Source organism: Paenibacillus sp. FSL W7-1279 (assembly GCF_037969845.1).
Taxonomy (GTDB): domain Bacteria; phylum Bacillota; class Bacilli; order Paenibacillales; family Paenibacillaceae; genus Paenibacillus_AQ.
The window spans coordinates 2,752,816-2,772,901 of the sequence record NZ_CP150215.1 but is presented as its reverse complement, the minus strand read 5'-3'; the positions used below and the strand labels follow the sequence as shown (position 1 = coordinate 2,772,901).

Here is a 20,086-nt window from a genome sequence, read left to right as displayed (position 1 = left end):
CGAAGGAAGCACCCGTAAGTCTGGCGTTGAATGCGCCTTTCTAACGGGTGCTTTTTGTCGTGGGTCCGGCCATTCTGTCATGATGCGAATACCGCTAATGATAATTATTAGTTATTTAAGGAGCGATGTTTATGTTTAGAAGATTACTCACCTCATCACTTGTGATGGCACTTTTACTCTCTTTCATCCCCATGCCTTTCGCGAATGCAGCCGCGATCGAGTTCACCGATACGGTTCAAGCCCAATTGAAAGCCACGGCGGACCGGGCTGGCGGATCCGTACGTACCACACTCATCAAACAGTTTGATGAGTTCAAATCCGAACGAAACCAGGTAATGGATTTGGATGATCGAATCTCTTCCCTTCGCTATGCCAATGAAGCCAAAGCTTCAGAAACCCGCAAAAAAATCAGCGAAATCGATAAGGATAAAATCCGCAAGCTGGAGGATCAGCTGCAAGCAGCCAAAACCAAGTACCAGCCGCTGTTTAATACCTATTCCGCGCTCAATAAACAAATCGCCGCAGCCAAAAAACTCAAAGACAAATCGCTCTCCAAGATACTGCAGTCACAGGCCAGTGGCATGAAGATCCTGGTATCCTTGGGACGTGATGATATTCGAACTAAGCAGGCGGCGCTTACGGCGGCCAAGAAAGAGAAAGCTTCCAAAGCGGCTAAAGTCCGTTCCATCCTGTCCGAGATTGAATCCTACAAAAGCAAAATCAAAGGCGATAAAAGCGCAATCTCCACGCCGAATAAACTGATGGCAACCGAGTGGAAGAATTTCAAAGCCGCAGTAAAGAGCAATGAATCGGCCCGAACCAGCGATGCCCTGTCCAGGCTGCTGACACTCTCCGGTCAGATCCTGACGAAAAAGAAAAGCATCTACAGTCACGAACAAAAAATCGAGTCGATCATCGCGCGCGCAAATGCCCAATTTAAATAACGTTTTTAAGAATCCCGCTATAAAAATAACTTCTGCCGCGGGCAGAAGTTAGGGTTCGATATGCAACAAATTAGATCAAAAATCAACTCAACTTGAAGCTGTTTGTAACGGGTATTGGAATCCAGCCAACTTGGATTGATCAAGTAATGGATAGTCATATAACATGCCTTCGTATATAACCTCGAATGCCGGATGCTGAAAGAAATCATTCGGGGTTACTGCGGAGGAAGGGCGATCCCATAGATGAATTCTGCTTTGCTTCATTGCCTCCGCTACGAATTGTGAGCAGAAGTACGATCTTTCCCTCGTAATATCAAGTCTCATTAGCACGCCAAACATGCCGATAAGATTGTAGCCGTAAGCATCCTCTTCATCCTTATAGCTTTGAATCACGCGTCTCGCTGCCTCAAATTGCTCCCGCGTGACCTTGAGACGGAGCAGAGCGCAGCGCGTGCCGGGAAAGTGACGGAAGGTTCCTTCGTATACATCCTCCTCAACAAATCCCCCTATCCAGGGATTGTTGGCGCATTTCCGGCCGAAGCTGAACACTTCATTCAAGTTCTCATCCAGCGCCAGCGAAGCATGATTATAGGGCGCTGCCGTAATTCGTTTAATCAGTTTGGTAAACATCGTACCCGTATCAGTCAGAAGAACATATATATTTTGGTTATCGGACATTTGCTTTCCCCCACATACTTAATTACATATTTCATTGAAGCCGGATTTCGTCAAATCCTTCGTTAATTCCATTGTAGTAGAGGCAAGCCGTTTCCATAACCGACTATAGGTGTGAATAAGACCTAGACCTAAGTCGAGTTCTCAACTGACCTGGCGACGTGATACCCATAACTATACCCCATATAAGCGACGATAGGAAGATGGCGTCATGCCTTCATGCTCCATAAATCGCTTGTTAAAATAACTGACGCTCGGATAGCCCGCTTCCACTGCAATCTGTCCGATGGTTTTTTCTTTATGGTCGAGCAGCCACTGCTTTGCCATCTGAAGCCGGCAGCGCGTTACAAAATCCATTGGGGTCATCTCCATGACATTGCGGAATAATTTACAGAAATAGTAAGTGGTAACGCCGAGTCTGTCCGCCCACTCCTCCAAAATAAACGGTTGTGCCGCTTCCTGCTGCATAATCGGCAGCAGTTCAAGAATCCGGTTGGCCGAGTTGTTTGATTTATTGTCCGATAAAGCGGATGCCTGCTCCACGAATACGGCTAACAAGGAATACGTTAGCGTGGACAGCTGCGCAGGCTTGAGCATCCGATGGGTCTCCGCCTCATATAACAGCGCTTCGTGCGCTTCCTCAAAGGCTGATGGCTGCCGAATGCTCCACAGCTGGCTTTTATGAAATCCGCGTTCGATGAAATAGTTCTGCAGACCGCTGCCATAAAAGTGGAACCAACGCACATCCCACGGATCGTCCTCGCTGGTGTAATAACGCTGAGCCTGCATTGGAAAATACAGCACGGCTTCACCTGGGCCAAGCGTATGGACTACGTTTTCGATTTCAACATACCCTTTACCGGAAGCCACATAATGAATATTGAAATTGTTCAGAGACCCGGCTGCCCGCGTAACGGTATGGTCCGGTTCATCCCGGTATATCCCAACCGACTCAGGCAGGCAGAAGAATGGCATTTGCGGTAGGGTCAGCAGATGACTTTGTCGTTTCATCATAATACTCCTCGAATGACAATATTGTTGTATTGTACTACAAAATAATATTATATCAATTTTATTTCTTGTCTTTTATAATCGCAATATAATCTTAAAAAGTTGTATAGGAGCTGATGAACATGACTCAAAAACTTCGTTGGGGAATCCTTGGCTGCGCCAGCATTGCCAAACGCTCGGTCATACCTGGTTTACAGCAATCCCGTCTCAATGAAGTCGTTGCCATTGCCAGCCGCGATCAGGCAAAAGCAGCGCAAACGGCAGAGGAACTGAATATCCCGACTGCATACGGCAGTTACGAGTCCTTGCTCGAGGATTCTTCCATAGATGCGATCTATATTCCGCTCCCAAACCATCTACATAAAGAATGGAGCATCCGTGCGGCGGAAGCCGGTAAACACATTCTATGCGAAAAACCGCTTGCGCTTACGGAAGCAGAAGCAGCTGAAATGGCGGAAGCAGCAGCTAAAGCCGGGGTAGTGCTGGCCGAAGCCTTTATGTATCGGTATCACCCACGGTATGACTTGTTGAAGGAAATGATCAACGCTGGTGCCATCGGGGACATTCGGGGCATACGCAGCGCGTTTACCTTCAACAGTTCCGCCAATCACGGGAATGTCCGCTTTCGCAAGGATTGGGGCGGCGGCTCGATTTATGATATCGGCTGTTATCCGATCAACGCCGCGCGCATCCTGCTGGATAAAGAGCCGGAAGCTGTTACCGTTCAAGCTTTCTTCTCCCCTGAGCATGATCATGTCGACATGATGGCATCCGGATTAATCGAATTTGGAGGAAATGTAGCGCTGACATTTGATTGCGGAATGTGGGCGGCGTATCGCAATCCTCTTGAAATTGTGGGCACGGATGGCCTGATTGAAGTCCCTTACGCCTATAGCCTGCCTGAGGACGGAGCGAACTTCTTCTTAACGACCGGCGACGGACGCAAAGAAATCGAGGTCCCTCGTGCAAACGCATACAGTGAACAAGGCGACCATATGGCCGAAGCTATTTTGAACAACAAGCCTCTCCGCTACTCTGCAGAGGATGCCGTTCACAATATGAAAGTCATAGACGCCTGTCTGCAATCTGCCCATGAACGGAAGCGAATTGTGTTGTAATTACACCCAAGGAGGATATGAATATGAAATATATATCAATCAAGGGATTAAACAAACCTGTCTCTGCGCTAATGAAAGGAACGGACTACTTTTATCATGATTCGTATGAGAAAGCAGCCGCGAATATGGATGCATACCTGGCTATCGGCGGCAATTCCGTTGATACCGCCCACATCTACTGTGGAGGTCAAAGCGAAGAAGTGATCGGCAGATACATGCAGGAAAGAGGTAACCGGGATCAGATCGTCATATTGACCAAAGGTGCCCATCATGACCAGAATGGTCCGCGCGTAAATAAAAAAGACATCAAGAGCGACATCACAACGAGTTTTGAGAGACTGAAGACGAATTTCATCGATCTGTATGCTCTTCACCGTGACGACCCGGAGGTTCCGGCAGGTGAAGTTATTGAAGCTCTGAATGAGTACATTGCCGATGGGAGCGTTGGCGCCATTGGGGTATCCAACTGGACGTGGGAGCGCATCCGGGATGCCAATGCCTATGCCGAAGCGAATGGACTGGTCGGTTTCTCCTTTAGCAGCCCGAATCTCAGTCTGGCCAAACCAAACGAGCCGTTCTGGAAAGGCTGCGTCTCAGCCGATGCAGAGACGATTGCGTGGCATGAAGCTGAGCAGTTTCCGCTGCTCTCCTGGTCTTCCCAAGCGAGAGGATTCTTCACCGGCCGGTTCACACCGGAAATTCGGGACAATGCGGATCTTGTGCGGGTATTTTATAGCGATGCGAACTGGGAACGGTTAGAGCGTGCCAAGCAGCTGGCCGCTTCGAAGAATGCGACGGCCATACAGATTGCGCTCGCTTACGTGCTGAACCAGCCCTTCCCGACCTGTGCGCTGATCGGTGCGCAGTCTGCGGAAGAATTAAAATCCTGTGATGAGGGTTCAACCATCCAGCTGACGAGGGAAGAATTAGACTGGTTAGACCTAACGATCGATCAGCTGGCTTCAATCTAAATGTTAAAAGCGCCTTGTGCCAGGATATTTTCATCCTGCTCAAGGCGCTTTTTATAGGTTAATGACCCGTCTGATATTCTACGCAAGCGCGAATCATCTCCCGGCGGGTAGAATAATCGCGCTGACAGAGCTTTCCTTCCTTACTCCTGTACACCCCGAAGATATGCTTCATATTCAACCGTAAACTCGAGCGCTTCCCTAAAATCCGGGGATTTAAGCGAAAGGGCCGCGACGACTTCCTCTTTTCCTCTCTCATGCAAGGCTATGATCCGAGGCTGCCTTGGGACGCGAAACTGTGTATGGTCATGATATACAACGGTAACGATGGTGCCGAGCGGCTCCTTCACCGGCGAATAAACCGTGCTCCACATCCAGCGCTGTTGGTCTGTCCCTTCCTGACTTCCCCATTCTCTTGAGATGTCGAAGTTACCCGGGAAATTAGGTTCAGGACGTATTCCCATCTCCTTTAATTGTTTATGAATCGGTAAGAATAACAGGTTCAAAAACGTCCCATACGCCGCATCTCCAGCCTCGTTGTATGCCTTCAGCAGTTTTTCCTGGTTTACGGTAAGTACTTTTTGCCAGTTCCCTTCAATGTGTTCGGAAATGTAGCTTCCGATGGCTTCGATCGGGTTATCCTGTTGTTCTTCCAAAAACTCCTGCAGCGGCTTCATTGATTTCATGTTTAACCCCTTCCATTTCATGGATTTTGGATGTACTTCTCCAGCATACAACATTCATGCAAATTGTAAGGTTTGCTGGATATCCGGTCCATATTAGGGGAAAAACCTTCTCTAGTGCTTTAATCTCATACGGATATGTAGGCCGCCGTAACATCATGCCCGGATCCGAATCACACCGTAGTTTAGTTATCAAGGGATCAACATACTCTAAACCCCTGTAACATGCCGGTAATCACATCCATCGTTTCCTCGATGCCCTTATCCGTTTCCGGCATTTGAGCAACCCACAGCGAGCATTCGTTTAAAGCGCCGGACAAGGCATGCGTCATAGCATCAACCGGAACGGTCTTCATCATTCCCTGATTCTGCATGAAGGCTAGCTGCTCCCTTAGGTGACTCATCGAATTTTGCTCGTCCATCTCGCGCCAAGACTCCCACCCTACGACACTCGGACCGTCAATGAGCATAATGCGCTTATTCTGCGGCTCTACCACGGTCGCAATAAAAGCCCGACAGCCATACAGAAGCTGCTCCCAAGGATCCTCAGAGCTATCTGCTTCCGCCTCCACGCGCTGCCCAATTTCCGACTGCACTAATTCTAGCACGGCAAGAAACAGCCCTTGTTTATTCTTAAAATGATGATACAGCGCACCGCGGGTAACTTTTGCTTCGTCGGCAATCTCCTCTAGTGCCGCATTGGCATAACCTTTTTCCGTGAAATGTGTTCTGGCTACCTTCAGCAGCAGCTGTATAGTTTCGTTAGCTTCGCTTTTGGTTCTTCTCATAATTCGCGTTTCTCTCTCCTATGCATCATTCGGATGCTATTCTCATGGACGTTAGTAGCTTCAGCACTTCCTGATCTCCGCTCTTGGCCATGGATCTTAGCGAATGCTGAAGTATCCAAGGACCGTACACCCCACACGATTCCAGATGTTCAAGCAGCCAGGGAAGGACGGTATCCCGGTAATCTTTGTTTAGATCATGAAGATGATTCGCAACCGATTTGCGGACATAGCCAGAGGAATCCTGCAGAAGGGGCTCTAGCAGCGCCAAATTGTGAGCGGGATCTCCTTTGATCACTGGAATTCGCTTTGCCCACGGCAGACGAGGCCGGGTACCTTCACTAACCAGGCGACGGACATGCGAATTATCATCCGAAAGCCAGTCCTTCAAAATTTCAAGACACTGATCTTCATAATGGAGCAGAAAGGGCCTGATCGCATACTCCGATGTGTGCCGTTTGGTAATTTCATATAACGCGTTCATCGATATTTCAAAGTGATCAAGCCCATAACGTTCCACAAAACATGCAATCGGCATGAGAAAATACCCGTCCGTGAACATTCCTTTCTCTGTTTCATTCTCTGGTCCTATGATGCCGAGTAAAATCTCCAAACTATCCGGATAACCAAAGGGCAGGGCTTGCTGCAATTCTTCCGCAATAACGGCTACCCTTCCTTTCAATTCAAGCGTCGCTGTCTTGCGGCTTACGGCTTCAATGAAAACCTCCGAGTGAAACTCCGGAGCAAGCGGCTTAATTCGATCTGATAAAAGAATCGCCAGCTCTCTTCCAAAGTAGTCCTTTAATGCGGTGAATGTACTCATTTACCGGGTTGGTCATCATCCGTGGACCACACATCTTCATTATACAGCTCCATAAATGCTTGTGAAGGCGGAATGACTTTAATCATATCGATCAGCACCCCATTCGGGTCACTGGTAATAAAATGCCTCTGCCCAAATTCCTCATCCCGTAGATCCAGATGAAGCGGCAGCTTTTCGTGGATGATCAGCCTTTGATACTCGGCATCCACATCCTCCACCTCAAAATTAAGAATCAATCCCTGCACTGGTTTCTGAAAGGAAGACGGTACCGTGGGATGATTTTTGGACAAGAGGGCCATTTCATAAGCGCCTTGTCCCTGGTCTCCATTCTTCAGGCTTACATACCAATCCGCTTCAAAAACAACCTCAAATCCAAACAACCGTGTGTAAAACTCTGTGCTCTCGGCAACCTTCTCTGTCATGATAACGGGATAAAATCCTTGCAGTTTCATCTGGAAAACATCTCCTTCTAAATGGGATGAATCCAATTTAACATACAAACAGAATGTATGTAAATGATTTTTTTTTTTGAAAATTTCCACAAAAAAAAAGAACCTGCAGTCCAGAGTGCAGGTTCTTCGCTTGCTACCACAACAAGCTGACAGCCAAGAGATTAAACAATGCTAGCGGCAATATTACATTAGGATTAGGTCCGTATGGCGCAAAGGGCGGATATCCGGGAAAGAATCCTCTGTTACCTTGTTCTACAAGAATGTACACATTTTTTGCGTCTACGTTTATAACGACGCCTTCGATAGCTTCATCATCCATCGTATGCACTCTTACCTTGCGATTCACCACATTTTTCATAGCAGCATGGGCGCTTTCTCTATGCTTCTTCATGGAATGTACCAGATGGTGATCGCATTGAAACAGCATTTGCGGTTGCGTTGAATAATTGTTCATGATGCTCCTCCTTCGTTCTCTTCTACCCGCATTGTATGCAAATGTCCCGTCAAGGGTGTTCGCCTATGTGAAATCCGTTTAATGCATAGCGGATACGGGTATAGTACAACCAGATGAAGGAGGGTTAAACATCATGGACAATCGAAATATACAGACAAAGCCCGGCAGCTTTTTTATTGAAAACAATGGAAAAACGGTAGCCAAAATCTCCTACTCGCCTCAAGGAAACGGAGTGATCAGTATCGATCATACCTATATCTCACCCAGCCTGCGAGGGCAAGGAATCGCCGACGAACTCGTGCGAAAAGTAATAGGATACGCTCGGAAAGAAGATTTGAAAATCATCCCCGCTTGCTCTTATGCCGGGCATTATTTTGACAAAAACGTCGACGAGCGTGACCTGCTGCACAAATAAAAAAGAGGATTAAAACATCATTCGTAAACGGATGTACCGTAAGGTTAATCTCGCCAGCCATAAGGATGCTCCTCTTATCGGTTGGCTTTCACGCGCCTTGATGTCCAAGTTCAAATGCAGCACTGGTATTTACTATTGCGATAGAGTGATCCTATCCTCTATGATCAAAGGGTATAGCTTAAGTTAGGGAGGCATCTATATAATCATGAGGCAAACAGCGGAACATTGGGTCTGGGAACAGATGTTTGATAAATTGCCTATGGGGGCGATCCTGATCTCTGCGGTTGACGAGCCTGTGGCGAAGGTTAATGATCGTTTCTGCGAACTTACCGAATCCAAACGTTCAGACCTGCTTCAGCTCAAACCTTCCGAAATCCAAGTTCTATCTAATCTATCGATTCAACAAATATTGCAATCATTGACATATGAACAAACGTCCACGCTCAAGAGAGACTCATATTTTATCCGCCGTAACGGAGAGCAAGTCCATGTCTCTGTCTCGATTTCCCTGCTGAACCATCCCGCCCCTGGAGAGGCTCCATGGATATTATGCTGTATAGAGCCCGGGACCGTACAGGAGAAATCGTCTTTGCCTCCGACCATTAAGAATGATGAACTCCTTGCACTCATTTCTAAGAGCGGACAAGATCTTATATCCATCAGCAGCGCTGATGGCATCATCGAATACATCTCACCATCTGTGACGGAAATACTCGGATACACCCAAGAAGAAATGACGGGCCAATGCCGGATCGATTACTATCACCAGGTGGATTCCGAGCAAATGAAAGAACCGGGCAAGCTATTTTCAGAGGAAGATAGTTTCGTTCGACGCATTCGCCATAAGGACGGGCATTATTTATGGTTTGAAACGTCTTTTCAGTTAATTCGGGGAGCTCACGGCGAGGTTAACAAGGTTCTGGCCATTGGACGAAACATTACCAAGCGCAAAACGGATGAGGATACGCTGGCCCATGCGCAGCGGATTGCCAAGATCGGTTCCTGGCGTTGGGACTTGATCACGCATACGCTCACCTACAGCGATGAAATGAGGCGAATTTACGGATATCAGATCCGTGCCACTGAACCAAACCATAACACGCTGCTGTCATTGGTCGTCCCGGAGGACCGTGAGCGGCTGGAGGCAACCGTGAGCAGAGCCATGCTAGGAAAGGCGGATGAAATCATCTATCGGATCCAGCTTCAGGACGGTCAAATCCGAACCATTCGAGCTCAATGGGAAGTCTCCGTTACGAAGGAAGGCAGACCCATGGAGATGGTCGGTATGGCGCAGGACATCACCGAGCAGGTGCAGATTGAACAGCAGTCGCTGGAGAATGAAAACAAGTACAAGCTCATAACCGAAAATTCCCTTGATTTCATATCGAGCAGCACCATAGACTGTTCAACGTTTCTTTATTGTTCACCTTCCTGTTATTCACTGCTTGGATATCGTCCGGATGAGATGGTTGGCACCAGTATATTCGATTATGTATACGCGGAGGATATCATACCGCTACAGGACTATTTTAACAATTGCCTGGACGGCAAACTGCTCACACCGATCACCTTCCGTTATATACATAAGGATGGCAGGCACATCTGGTTTGAAGTCAATTGCAAGTACATCAGCACGCAGGACGGCCAAAAGAACGAGATCATTTCGATTGCCCGCGACATCTCCGAACGAAAACTGATGGAATTCAAGCTAAAGGAAAGCGAGCAGCGATACCGTTCTCTTTTTGAATATAATCCGTCGGCCGTATACTCCATGAATTTGGATGGCGACTACTTAACGGCCAACCAGAATCTGCAGGAACTGACGGGATATACACTGGACGAGCTGATCGGGATGTATTTCGGACCGATTGTAGCGGAAAAGGACATGGCTCGCACGTTGTTTCATTTTAACCAGGCAACTGAAGGCATACCTCAGAGCTATGATCTAACGATTATCCATAAGGATGGACATCCCATCGACATCAATACGATTAACATCCCGATTTTCGTAGATGACGAAGTCGTCGGCGTCTATGGCATTACCCGGGATATCACCGAGCGCATACGAACCATGGAAGAGATCAAGAAGCTGAGCCGGGAGCTCACCCTTTTGCTGAATACGGTGTCCGAAGGCATTATCGGGCTGGACATTCACGGACACGTCGCATTTATCAATCCGGCAGGCGCAGCGATGCTGGATTATGAACCGGCCACCACCATCGGAAGACCTTGCGACCAGATCATCAAAGAAATTCGCCATGACGGCACTTTTTATCGGGGGGATGATTCTCCGCTTGTTCGAGCCGTCCAACAAGGCGTACCGCTGTCCAGAGCCGAAATCGTGCTTTGGCGGGGCGACGGCACCAGCTTTCTGGCAGATTATCAGGTCAATCCAATCTGGGACCAAGGCGAGCGCAAAGGCGCCGTTATGGTATTCCGCGATATCACCGACGAGAAAGAAATCATCCGGGCGAAGGAGAATGCCGAGCGGGCAGATCAAGCGAAAACGGAGTTTCTGACCATGATGAGTCACGAACTCCGCACGCCGATGAACGGCATCATCGGCATGATTGAGCTATTACGAACGACCCATCTTGACGAGGATCAGCTGAATTATACCGATATTTTGATGGAGAGCAGCAGCTCGCTGCTGCACATCCTGAACGAGATTCTCGATTTCAGCAAAATCGAGACCGGCAATATGACACTCATTCAGGAACCGATCGATTTACGTTCCTTGCTTGAAGTCGTCGTTGATTTATTCTCGGCCAAAGCAAAAGAAAAAGGATTATCATTATCCTGCAGCATCAATAGCTCCACTGTTCCCGATGTAATCATCGGCGATGCTCTGCGGCTGCGGCAAGTGCTTGTTAATCTCATCAGCAATGCCATCAAATTCACGCATGAGGGCAGCATCACAATGAGTGTCGAGGGACTGCGCAGGACCGGGACCCAGGAAATCACGCTTGCTTTTCAAGTAAAGGATACGGGAATAGGCATCCCTGCTGAACAGCAGCCTCAGCTGTTTACCTCCTTCTCGCAGCTTCACCCATCCTTGAATCGCAAATATGGGGGTACGGGATTGGGGCTGGCAATCAGTAAAAAACTGGTCGAGCTGATGGGTGGGGTCATCGGCGTCGAGAGTCGCGAAAATGTCGGATCCTCCTTCTACTTTACGATCCCGACCCGTACGCTGCAGGAGGATGTCACGGACAAACAAGCATAGGCGTCTCTCCCCTATTCTCTACAAGAAAAGGGTGATCTACAGCGATGAGCTGTGGACCACCCTTTTCCCATATATGCAAATGGTATTATTCCTCGTACAGGGACTCCAGTTCGTCGACAAGCGATCCAACATATGCAACCGCTTTGGAGATCGGCTCGGAAGTGGACATATCGACCCCTGCCATAGCCATTAATTCCAGCGGACTCCTGCTGCCTCCGGCCTTGAGGACTTGGAGCCAGCGGTCTACAGCCGGTTGACCTTCCTCGCGAATCAATTGTGCTGCAGCTGTTGATGCGGTTAGTCCAGCGGCATACGTATATGGATAAAGACCCATATAATAATGCGGCTGTCGCATCCAGGTAAGCTTTGCTCCTTCATCGAGCTCAACCACGTCACCCCAGAAATCGGATAACACAGCACCTTTTAGCTCAGATAGCTTATCTGCGGTAATCGGCTCATCGGCCATCGCATGGCGGTATACCCGTCGCTGCATTTCCGCTTCCAGAAGGTGAGTCACATAGTTATGGTAATACGTGCTCAGAAGCTGAAGAATAACAGAGCGCCGCATCCGCTTATCCTCGGATTGACTGAGCAGGTGGTCTGCCAGCAGCAGCTCGTTCATCGTGGAAGGCGCCTCGATAAAATACAAGGAAGGACGGGCATTGGTGATACGCTGATGGTCCGCTGCCATCATCAAATGACCAGCATGCCCGACTTCATGCGCTAACGTGAAGGCATTTCGCATATTATCCGCCCATGCCATCAGGATATAAGAATGCACTCCGTATACGGAGGAACAGAAAGCTCCTGTAGACTTACCAATATTATCGGCATAATCCACCCAGCGCTTGGAGAACGCGGATTGAACGATCTCGCCGTATTCAGAACCCAGTATCGACAAGGCACTGGAAATCGTGGAGCACGCTTCTTCATAAGTAATGCTTGGATTGAAATCCGTGTCCATCGGCGCTTTCAAATCGCAGAACAGCATTTGATCCAGCCCGAGCACGCGCTTCTTCAGCTTCATCAGTCTTCGCATATGCGGAGCTAACTCCGTCAGAATGGTATCATGAATGTTGTTGTACATCTCCATCGTCACTTGCTGCGGCTTCAGCAGCATGTCCGTTACGGAATCATACCCGCGAAGCCGGGACATCACCACCTGTTTCTTCACTTCGGTGGCGTATGCCTCGGCAAATGTATGGCGCGATCCCTGCAGTGACTTCGTGAACGAGGCATAGGCCTCGCGCCGAAGCTGCGTATCCTCTGACATTTCGTAAGAATTCTCGTACAGGCGGAACGAGACCGGTTTGCTTCCGTCATTCACTTGAATATCGTCAAAAGTCATATCCGACAGCTTGCTCCGCAAATAGATGCGGTAAGGGGAACCGAGCACCTCTCCCAGCGATGCCAACACGCTTTCCGTCTCAGGACTCAAGCGGTGAGGCTTCGATTCCAGCAGCAATGTCAAACTTCGGGCATAAGGAACAAGCCCGTCTTCCTTCGTTATGTATTGTTCGATGATTCCATCCTCGAGATCCAGCAGCTCCGATTCAATAAACGTCAGGGAAGATTGGATGCGTGAGAGAACATCGCCCGTTTTGGCCGAATTTGCCAAATTAGCCGGATTGGTTCCGTCTTCCGATTGTCGCAATCTGGCATACGCCCCGACTCTGCTAATGCTCTCCATCAGAGCTTCCTGTTCATTCAAGCACTCCAGAAGAACGGTTGCACCCTCTCCCAGCCTGCCCTTGAATCGAGTCAATTGAGCAGCTTGCGATTCAATCGCTTTTAATCCCGCTTCGAATGCTTCTTGCGAGACAAACAAATCATCCAGATTCCAAGTAGCCTCGATTGGAACCTCACTTCGTGTCAGCAATTTCCCCATGGATATAACTCCTCTCGTGTCTTGTCCTCTCATGATTGACGCCAGCAGTTACTATGGAATAGCAACTATATAACAATTCCATCATATCACAGTTTTTTAAGGGATCGTATTCGCTTTTCGACCTTGACTTGTGACCCTATTTATGGATATAGTTATTTCATACTCTTATCTAAAGGAGAGATTTTGATGTCGGTGGTCGTTCTTAACTAACCAAATTTCATATGGATCGAAATGTAAAATTTTGGGCATTCCCTGTAAAGGGATATGTTTATTTTTTGATGGATTTTCATTTCGTCCGTTGAATTAGTTAAGAACTGCGGATATCAATGGAAGCCCCTTTAGGGTTTATTCAGATATGATATGGTCATCCGTGCTGAGTTCAGCACGGATTTTTTGGGTCTCCCCCTCCTTTTATTCAAAAGGGTTATTTGGAGCTGTCCCATAACGCCATGCCATCAGAATAACGATCTATGGGCGGAAAGCGAACCTTAGTAGTTCGCTTTCCGCCCTTTTTGTGTTGTATACCATCCATTTTATAGTCAAAGGAGAATGTAACCCATGAAACCCTTCGCATTAAACAAATTGGAGTACGAGAAAATACGCACCGAACTTGAACGCTTTGCCGTATCGTATCTGGGCGTCGAGCATATCCGGAAGATGGCCCCCCTCACCCAGATAAAAGCCATCCGCAACAAACTGAATGAAACGGAGGAAGCCAAAACCCTGCTCCAGACCGGAGCTAGCGTACCTATTCCTTCACTGGAGGGCATTGAAATGATCCTGGATCTGCTCGGCACCGGTTATGTGCTGTCTGAGCGCGATTTCGGGAATATGGTCCAATATCTGAGAAGCTGCCGTCAGCTCATTCAATATATGAAAGCCAAGGAGGGCATTGCTCCATTGATCAGTTCCTACGCCTCATCCATGCATGAACTGCGTCCACTTCTGTCCGAAATCGAACGCAGCATTCACGGGGGGCGTGTTGTGGATAGCGCCAGCAAAGATTTGGCCAAAATCCGCAAAAAAATCATCGTAGCCGAGGAACGGATCAAGCGTAAGCTCGACAGCCTGATAAGCCGTTACAAAGGGATCATGCAAGAGCATGTCATCAGCAAACGCGGAGATCGTTACGTGCTGCCCATCAAGAAGGAGCACCGTAAATCCGTGAATGGCTCGATTCTGGATGAATCGGCCAGCGGGCAGACGGTATTCATCGAGCCCTCCGACTTGCAGGGACTTCAGATGGAATTGAATTTCCTGCACGCCGATGAAGTCCGCGAAGAAACGAAGGTGCTGAGTGATTTGACTGCACTTGCCGAGCAATATCAATTCGAACTGAGAACCAATGCCGACATTGTTGGAATCTACGATTACATCATAGCCAGGGGCAAGTACGCCGTTTCCATCGGCGGGCGCAATGTAAGCCTGAACCAGGAGGGGGTCATCCATCTAAAATCCGCGGTGCATCCTTTAATCGGCTCCACGATGGTACCGCTGGACTTCTTTATCGGGGAGCGGTATAAAACCTTGATCATTACAGGGCCTAATACCGGCGGCAAAACTTCTGCTCTGAAGACGGTTGGTCTCATCACCGTTATGGTGCAATCCGGTCTGCTGGTTCCTGTCGCGGAAGGCAGCCATTGCGCCATCTTTGACGAGGTTTCCGTCGATATCGGAGATGGGCAGAGTTTGGAGCATGCCCTCAGCACGTTCTCTGCGCACATTCGCAACATCCGCGACATTTTGCAGACAGCCGGCCGGTCTACGCTTGTACTGCTCGATGAAATGGCGTCGGGAACGGATCCCGGTGAAGGCGTTGGATTGTCGATCGCCATCCTGGAGGAGTTGAGTCAACGTCAAGCAACGGTTGTGGTAACCACCCATTTTACCGAAATCAAAAATTTTGCCGAGCGCACCTCCGGCTTTGAGAATGCCCGCATGGAATTTGATGCCGACACACTCGAGCCGCTCTATCGTCTGCGGATTGGTGAAGCCGGGCACAGTTATGCCTTTGTCATTGCAGCGAAGCTGGGCATACCGGAGTCGATCATTGCCAGATCGCGGGAAATCACGGAAGCTGGAGCGGCAAGAGCTAACACGGCCCTTATCCAAAAGGTAAGCTCAGAGTCCGATGATAAGGCTGAAGAAACACGTCCGGAAGAATACGGTACGTTGCCGACAGACAAACAGGATAAGCTAATGAATGATGAAGATCATCAAGAAGAAGATTCTCCCTCTTCCCTCTATCAATTAGGCGATCGTGTCTATGTGCCTTATTTGAAACGAAGCGGAACCGTGTATGAAACCATCGACGGTAGAGGTAATATCGGTGTGATGATTCAGAAGGATAGACTGAAAATTAACCATAAACGGCTGAAGCCTTATATTGCAGCCAAGGATCTTTATCCGGAGGATTATGATCTTGATATTGTTTTTGAGAGCAAAGAGAACCGGAAGAAGCGTAAACTGATGAACCGCAAGCACGTTGAAGGACTGCAGATCGAAACGAAACCGGAATAACGAAACTCTTGACGGTGGGTTGATCAGGATATCAATAAGAATGCTAAGGATTTTCGGAGGAGAGATTACGATGAACATACGTACAGAAACCAAGAACGATTATGAGAAGGTCCAAAACCTACTCACTCAGGCTTTTCCCGGACAGGAAGAAGCGATACTAGTACGGCGGCTGCGGGAAGATAAAGACTTTCAACGGGAATTGTCAATCGTAGCGGAAGAAGATGGGATCATTAAAGGACATATTATGTTCAGCCGGTCTAGCCTTTTTGACGGGGTTCATAACCATCACGTGGCTGCGCTAGGGCCGCTGGCCGTGCTTCCGGATTATCAACGACAAGGGATCGGCGGGAAATTGATTGAAGAAGGCAAACGGCGGTGTCTCTCGCATGGCTATCCACTTGTTTTTCTGTTCGGCCATCCGGCATATTACCCCCGTTACGAATTTGTGCAGGCCAGAGCCTATGGAATCGACATCACCCAATTTACGGTTTCCGATGAGGTGTTCATGGTTGCCGAGCTTCAGCCGGGCTCGCTCGATCACCTGCATGGCGAATTCCGTTTCCACTCCGCTTTCGAAGATTTGGGGTAAGTCGAGCTTCAAAGTCCATATCATCCGAATAGGTTTGATCAAGCCGGGGAATCCTTGGTGGCATTCAGCTTCTGATATGTTGTACAATAAAATCTAAATGACTATTTGAAGGATGGTTTTCAACATGTATGTAGCTCAGGATTGGCAAGATTACGAGGTCATCGATACCGGAGGCGGAGAGAAGCTGGAACGCTGGGGCGACGTGATTCTCAGACGTCCGGATCCGCAGATCATATGGCCGATTGAACGCGAAGATGGACAGTGGCGCAGTGTGCACGGACACTATCATCGCAGCTCATCGGGCGGCGGGCAATGGGACATGAAAAAGCAGCTTCCGGACCGGTGGACCATCTCATACGACCAATTGAAATTTCATATTCGACCAACCAATTTTAAACATACCGGTTTGTTTCCGGAGCAGGCAGCCAACTGGCGCTGGATGATGGATAAGATCGCTTCTGCCGGACGTCCGGTCAGCGTGCTGAACCTGTTCGCCTATACCGGCGGAGCAACCGTCGCGGCCGCCTCGGCCGGAGCTCAGGTTGTTCATGTGGATGCTGCGAAGGGGATGGTTCAATGGGCCAAGGAAAACGCGGCATTGTCCGGACTTGCCGACCGTCCTATCCGTTATATCACGGATGATGTGTTTAAATTCGTGCAACGGGAGCAGCGCCGGGGGAACAAATACGATGCGATCATTATGGACCCTCCATCTTATGGCCGCGGACCAAGCGGAGAAACGTGGAAGCTTGAGCAAAGCTTGTATCCCTTCCTCGAAAGCTGCATGAGCATCGTATCGGATAATCCGCTGTTCATGCTGATTAACTCCTATACAACCGGAATCTCCCCTACCGTTCTGAATAACATGCTGACCATGACCATGAAGCCGAAATACGGCGGTACCATCAGTGCGGGAGAGATCGGATTGCCGATTACCCGCTCCGGCATGAACCTGCCGTGCGGCATCCTGGGTCGATGGGAGTCCTGATTCAATGAACAAGCGGGAACCAGCAGCATATCCGGTTGTGCCGATTCTGTTCGAGGATAATCATGTGTTAGGAGTAACCAAGCCGGTAAACATCCCCTCCCAAGAGGATGCTACCGGCGATCCCGACATGCTGACCATTCTGAAACAGGACATTAAGGAGCGCTACAATAAACCGGGCAATGTATTTTTGGGATTGGTGCACCGTCTGGACCGTCCGGTTGGCGGAGCGATGGTGTTTGCCAAGACTTCCAAAGCCGCATCCCGATTATCGGAATCCGTCCGCAGTCGCAGCTTCCGCAAGCAATATGTGGCGGTCGTTCATGGGATTCCTTCGAAAACGTCAGGCCGGCTCGTAAATATGCTGTATAAGGATGTAAAAACCAACTCCGTTCATGTCACCTCTAAAGGTACGGACGGGGCCAAGGAGGCCATTCTGGATTACACCGTGCTCCAAACGTCCGAAGGCTTCAGCCTCGTCCTGATCGAGCTGCACACGGGCAGGCCGCACCAAATCCGTGTACAGCTGAGCCATGCGGGACATCCGCTGTTCGGAGATCAGAAGTATGGAAGCAAGGTGAACAAAGCCGGCCAGCAGATTGCCTTATGGTCCGTATTGGTCGGATTTCCTCATCCCGTTACCAAAGAGGAGATCTCCATTCGTTCCATGCCGCCCTCCGACTATCCCTGGAGCCTGTTCTCGATGGAGAAGCTGGCGTCCACATGATTGGTCCTATCCATAGAACTCAAAAAAACCGAAATCCAGCCTTGGATTTCGGTTTTTATATACTTCTGTTTCATGATGGCAAATACTGTAATATTGTATCCCTCTACGATAATATATTACCCCTTTACTTTTATCAAAGAATGCCGAAAAATAGAAACTACATAGTTTAACATTTTTTAGATTATTTGTACAATCATGGTATAAACTCTGCTTGCGAGTTTATATAGATCAATGGTGCCAAGGAGGAGGATGATCAAAAGCTGTTCATGAATGATTACACGGTCGACTCAGTTGTTTATGATGTGTAACAGGGCAAGAAAACTCACAGCTCAGGGAGGTTTGATCAGCAACAAGTGTCCGCTGAATTTCACATTAAATATTCAAGGAGGTATTTGTTATGGATCAGGTTCAATATCAAACAAATCGCCGCTTGCATTTGAAACCGCTGTGGATTTTTTTAGGAAGCACGCTGTTGTTCTTCACCATCATGATCATCACGGCAAGCAGCGTCTCCGCACATGGGTATATTGAATCACCAGCCAGTCGTGGTTATAAGTGTAAGCTCGGAGAGAACACCAACTGCGGCAGAATCATATATGAACCGCATTCCCTCGAGGGAAAAGGTAACTTCCCCATCGGTGGACCGGCGGATGGTCAGATTGCTGGTGCTGGAATATTTCACGAGCTCAATGAACAATCACCTACCCGCTGGAGTAAAGTGAACATGAACGGCGGACCCAATACATTTAAATGGGTGCTGACCGCAGCACACGCCACATCCGATTGGAAATATTATATTACGAAAAAAGGCTGGGATTCCAGCAAACCCCTCGCACGCGCAGATCTCGAATTGTTCTGCTCCTTCAATGACGGTGGCAAACGTCCGCCGAACACCGTAACCCACACCTGTAATGTTCCTACCGACCGCACCGGCTACTATCTGATCTTGGCCGTGTGGGAGATCGCCGATACAGGCAACGCCTTCTATAACGTAATCGATGTGAACCTGAATAACGGCAGCGGAAATCAGGACACGCAAGCTCCAACCGTACCCGGTAACTTAAGATCCACAGGCGTCACCAGCACCAGCATCTCGCTCTCCTGGAACGCTGCCACGGATAATGTGGGGGTAACAGGTTATGAAATCTATCAAGGATCTAATCTAGTAACAACCGTATCAGGATCAACCTTAAGCCATACCGTCACCGGTCTGCAAGCGTCAACCTCCTATACCTTTACGGTAAAAGCACGCGATGGAGCAGGCAATGTCTCCACGGCGAGCAATCCGTTAACGATTGCCACATCCAATCCGGTACCCGACACTCAAGCTCCGACGGCTCCCGCCAATCTACGATCAGTCGGCTCTACTTCATCCAGCGTATCATTAGCCTGGAACAATTCCACGGATAATGTCGGCGTTAGCGGCTATGAGGTTTATCGGGGCACAACGCTGGTGACCACGGTATCCGGCAGCACGCTTTCCTATACGGTCGGCGGGTTATCACCCAACACAGCCTATAGCTTCACCGTTAAAGCTCGTGATGCGGCTGGCAACGTCTCCGCTGCAAGCAATGAACTGCAAGTTACCACGGCGGACGGCTCCACACCGGAAACTCCGGCCTGGGCACCAAACACTTCATACCAGCTAGGAGCCTTAGTCACATATGGCGGCAACACCTATGAGTGCCGGCAAGCCCACACGTCCCTGCCTGGTTGGGAACCCTCCAACGTGCCGGCTTTATGGTTGCTTAAGTCATAATCTCAATACGTCATGGTAAAGATTCGAAACGTGATATAACGATAATGTTCCATAAGTATAAAAA

General features: G+C 48.8%; 18 protein-coding genes. 10 read left to right on the top strand and 8 right to left on the bottom strand.

Annotated features, from left to right (window positions below):
* The first annotated feature begins 131 nt into the window (after positions 1–131).
* Positions 132–944, top strand: coding sequence for a hypothetical protein (locus MKY82_RS12260; RefSeq protein WP_339296162.1), 813 nt, complete (start codon positions 132–134; stop codon positions 942–944).
* An 87-nt stretch (positions 945–1,031) separates the two neighbouring features.
* Here MKY82_RS12260 and MKY82_RS12255 read toward each other — a convergent pair whose 3' ends face one another.
* Together MKY82_RS12255 and MKY82_RS12250 are read right to left on the bottom strand one after the other, a co-directional pair.
* Positions 1,032–1,622, bottom strand: coding sequence for a hypothetical protein (locus tag MKY82_RS12255; RefSeq protein WP_339296161.1), 591 nt, complete (start codon positions 1,620–1,622; stop codon positions 1,032–1,034).
* A gap of 171 nt (positions 1,623–1,793) precedes the next feature.
* The gene (locus MKY82_RS12250) at positions 1,794–2,630 is read right to left on the bottom strand and encodes an AraC family transcriptional regulator (protein ID WP_194545133.1); all 837 of its coding nucleotides are present in this window, start codon (positions 2,628–2,630) and stop codon (positions 1,794–1,796) included.
* 122 nt (positions 2,631–2,752) lie between these two features.
* On the opposite strand from MKY82_RS12250, the gene MKY82_RS12245 reads away from it, so the two are divergent.
* The gene (locus MKY82_RS12245; RefSeq protein WP_339223158.1) at positions 2,753–3,748 is read left to right on the top strand and encodes a Gfo/Idh/MocA family oxidoreductase; all 996 of its coding nucleotides are present in this window, start codon (positions 2,753–2,755) and stop codon (positions 3,746–3,748) included.
* A gap of 23 nt (positions 3,749–3,771) precedes the next feature.
* The gene (locus tag MKY82_RS12240; RefSeq protein ID WP_339296160.1) at positions 3,772–4,719 is read left to right on the top strand and encodes an aldo/keto reductase; all 948 of its coding nucleotides are present in this window, start codon (positions 3,772–3,774) and stop codon (positions 4,717–4,719) included.
* 140 nt (positions 4,720–4,859) lie between these two features.
* On the opposite strand, the gene MKY82_RS12235 is transcribed toward MKY82_RS12240, so the two are convergent.
* The 5 genes from MKY82_RS12235 to MKY82_RS12215 form a co-directional block, all read right to left on the bottom strand.
* Positions 4,860–5,402, bottom strand: coding sequence for a DUF6022 family protein (locus tag MKY82_RS12235; protein ID WP_339296159.1), 543 nt, complete (start codon positions 5,400–5,402; stop codon positions 4,860–4,862).
* A gap of 197 nt (positions 5,403–5,599) precedes the next feature.
* Positions 5,600–6,187 (bottom strand): TetR family transcriptional regulator, encoded by a 588-nt coding sequence (locus tag MKY82_RS12230; RefSeq protein WP_339296158.1) that lies wholly within the window; start codon positions 6,185–6,187, stop codon positions 5,600–5,602.
* Between the two features lie 25 nt (positions 6,188–6,212).
* Positions 6,213–7,007: a DNA alkylation repair protein gene (locus tag MKY82_RS12225; RefSeq protein ID WP_339296157.1), complete on the bottom strand. Its 795-nt coding sequence runs from the start codon at positions 7,005–7,007 to the stop codon at positions 6,213–6,215.
* Entirely contained in the window at positions 7,004–7,459 is a 456-nt protein-coding gene (locus tag MKY82_RS12220; RefSeq protein WP_339296156.1) for a VOC family protein, read from the bottom strand. Before MKY82_RS12220 ends, MKY82_RS12225 begins: the two co-directional genes overlap by 4 nt.
* A 133-nt stretch (positions 7,460–7,592) precedes the next feature.
* Positions 7,593–7,913 (bottom strand): hypothetical protein, encoded by a 321-nt coding sequence (locus MKY82_RS12215; protein ID WP_213645066.1) that lies wholly within the window; start codon positions 7,911–7,913, stop codon positions 7,593–7,595.
* A gap of 133 nt (positions 7,914–8,046) precedes the next feature.
* Between MKY82_RS12215 and MKY82_RS12210 the strand changes: the two genes are divergently transcribed.
* Together MKY82_RS12210 and MKY82_RS12205 are read left to right on the top strand one after the other, a co-directional pair.
* A complete protein-coding gene (locus MKY82_RS12210; RefSeq protein WP_339296155.1) occupies positions 8,047–8,328 on the top strand; it encodes a GNAT family N-acetyltransferase in 282 nt (93 codons plus the stop codon).
* Positions 8,329–8,533: 205 nt separating this feature from the next.
* Positions 8,534–11,554 carry a PAS domain S-box protein gene (locus tag MKY82_RS12205; RefSeq protein ID WP_339296154.1) on the top strand — a complete coding sequence of 1,007 codons (3,021 nt, stop codon included), beginning with the start codon at positions 8,534–8,536 and terminating at the stop codon, positions 11,552–11,554.
* An 85-nt stretch (positions 11,555–11,639) separates the two neighbouring features.
* On the opposite strand, the gene pepF is transcribed toward MKY82_RS12205, so the two are convergent.
* Positions 11,640–13,442, bottom strand: a complete 1,803-nt coding sequence (gene pepF, locus MKY82_RS12200) for an oligoendopeptidase F (protein WP_339296153.1) — start codon at positions 13,440–13,442, stop codon at positions 11,640–11,642.
* Between the two features lie 558 nt (positions 13,443–14,000).
* Between pepF and MKY82_RS12195 the strand changes: the two genes are divergently transcribed.
* From MKY82_RS12195 to MKY82_RS12175, 5 genes are all read left to right on the top strand, one after another.
* Positions 14,001–15,962 (top strand): DNA mismatch repair protein MutS, encoded by a 1,962-nt coding sequence (locus tag MKY82_RS12195; protein WP_339296152.1) that lies wholly within the window; start codon positions 14,001–14,003, stop codon positions 15,960–15,962.
* 70 nt (positions 15,963–16,032) lie between these two features.
* Complete coding sequence (locus MKY82_RS12190) at positions 16,033–16,551, top strand: N-acetyltransferase (protein WP_339296151.1); 519 nt, start codon at positions 16,033–16,035, stop codon at positions 16,549–16,551.
* Positions 16,552–16,675: 124 nt separating this feature from the next.
* Positions 16,676–17,539 (top strand): class I SAM-dependent methyltransferase, encoded by an 864-nt coding sequence (locus MKY82_RS12185; RefSeq protein WP_071218328.1) that lies wholly within the window; start codon positions 16,676–16,678, stop codon positions 17,537–17,539.
* A 4-nt stretch (positions 17,540–17,543) separates the two neighbouring features.
* Positions 17,544–18,263: an RNA pseudouridine synthase gene (locus MKY82_RS12180; protein WP_339296150.1), complete on the top strand. Its 720-nt coding sequence runs from the start codon at positions 17,544–17,546 to the stop codon at positions 18,261–18,263.
* 397 nt (positions 18,264–18,660) lie between these two features.
* On the top strand, positions 18,661–20,022 hold the full coding sequence (locus MKY82_RS12175) for a lytic polysaccharide monooxygenase (RefSeq protein ID WP_220685803.1): 1,362 nt from the start codon (positions 18,661–18,663) through the stop codon (positions 20,020–20,022).
* Positions 20,023–20,086 lie beyond the last annotated feature (64 nt).

Excerpts from the sequence above, each read along its gene's own strand:
- MKY82_RS12180 (WP_339296150.1), top strand. The coding sequence starts at position 17,544 with ATGAACAAGCGGGAACCAGCAGCATATCCGGTTGTGCCGATTCTGTTC.
- MKY82_RS12205 (WP_339296154.1), top strand. The coding sequence starts at position 8,534 with ATGAGGCAAACAGCGGAACATTGGGTCTGGGAACAGATGTTTGATAAA.
- MKY82_RS12220 (WP_339296156.1), bottom strand. The coding sequence starts at position 7,459 with ATGAAACTGCAAGGATTTTATCCCGTTATCATGACAGAGAAGGTTGCC.
- MKY82_RS12260 (WP_339296162.1), top strand. The coding sequence starts at position 132 with ATGTTTAGAAGATTACTCACCTCATCACTTGTGATGGCACTTTTACTC.
- MKY82_RS12235 (WP_339296159.1), bottom strand. The coding sequence starts at position 5,402 with ATGAAATCAATGAAGCCGCTGCAGGAGTTTTTGGAAGAACAACAGGAT.
- MKY82_RS12250 (WP_194545133.1), bottom strand. The coding sequence starts at position 2,630 with ATGAAACGACAAAGTCATCTGCTGACCCTACCGCAAATGCCATTCTTC.
- MKY82_RS12215 (WP_213645066.1), bottom strand. The coding sequence starts at position 7,913 with ATGAACAATTATTCAACGCAACCGCAAATGCTGTTTCAATGCGATCAC.
- pepF (WP_339296153.1), bottom strand. The coding sequence starts at position 13,442 with ATGGGGAAATTGCTGACACGAAGTGAGGTTCCAATCGAGGCTACTTGG.
- MKY82_RS12230 (WP_339296158.1), bottom strand. The coding sequence starts at position 6,187 with ATGAGAAGAACCAAAAGCGAAGCTAACGAAACTATACAGCTGCTGCTG.
- MKY82_RS12185 (WP_071218328.1), top strand. The coding sequence starts at position 16,676 with ATGTATGTAGCTCAGGATTGGCAAGATTACGAGGTCATCGATACCGGA.
- MKY82_RS12225 (WP_339296157.1), bottom strand. The coding sequence starts at position 7,007 with ATGAGTACATTCACCGCATTAAAGGACTACTTTGGAAGAGAGCTGGCG.
- MKY82_RS12195 (WP_339296152.1), top strand. The coding sequence starts at position 14,001 with ATGAAACCCTTCGCATTAAACAAATTGGAGTACGAGAAAATACGCACC.
- MKY82_RS12175 (WP_220685803.1), top strand. The coding sequence starts at position 18,661 with ATGGATCAGGTTCAATATCAAACAAATCGCCGCTTGCATTTGAAACCG.
- MKY82_RS12190 (WP_339296151.1), top strand. The coding sequence starts at position 16,033 with ATGAACATACGTACAGAAACCAAGAACGATTATGAGAAGGTCCAAAAC.
- MKY82_RS12210 (WP_339296155.1), top strand. The coding sequence starts at position 8,047 with ATGGACAATCGAAATATACAGACAAAGCCCGGCAGCTTTTTTATTGAA.
- MKY82_RS12255 (WP_339296161.1), bottom strand. The coding sequence starts at position 1,622 with ATGTCCGATAACCAAAATATATATGTTCTTCTGACTGATACGGGTACG.
- MKY82_RS12245 (WP_339223158.1), top strand. The coding sequence starts at position 2,753 with ATGACTCAAAAACTTCGTTGGGGAATCCTTGGCTGCGCCAGCATTGCC.
- MKY82_RS12240 (WP_339296160.1), top strand. The coding sequence starts at position 3,772 with ATGAAATATATATCAATCAAGGGATTAAACAAACCTGTCTCTGCGCTA.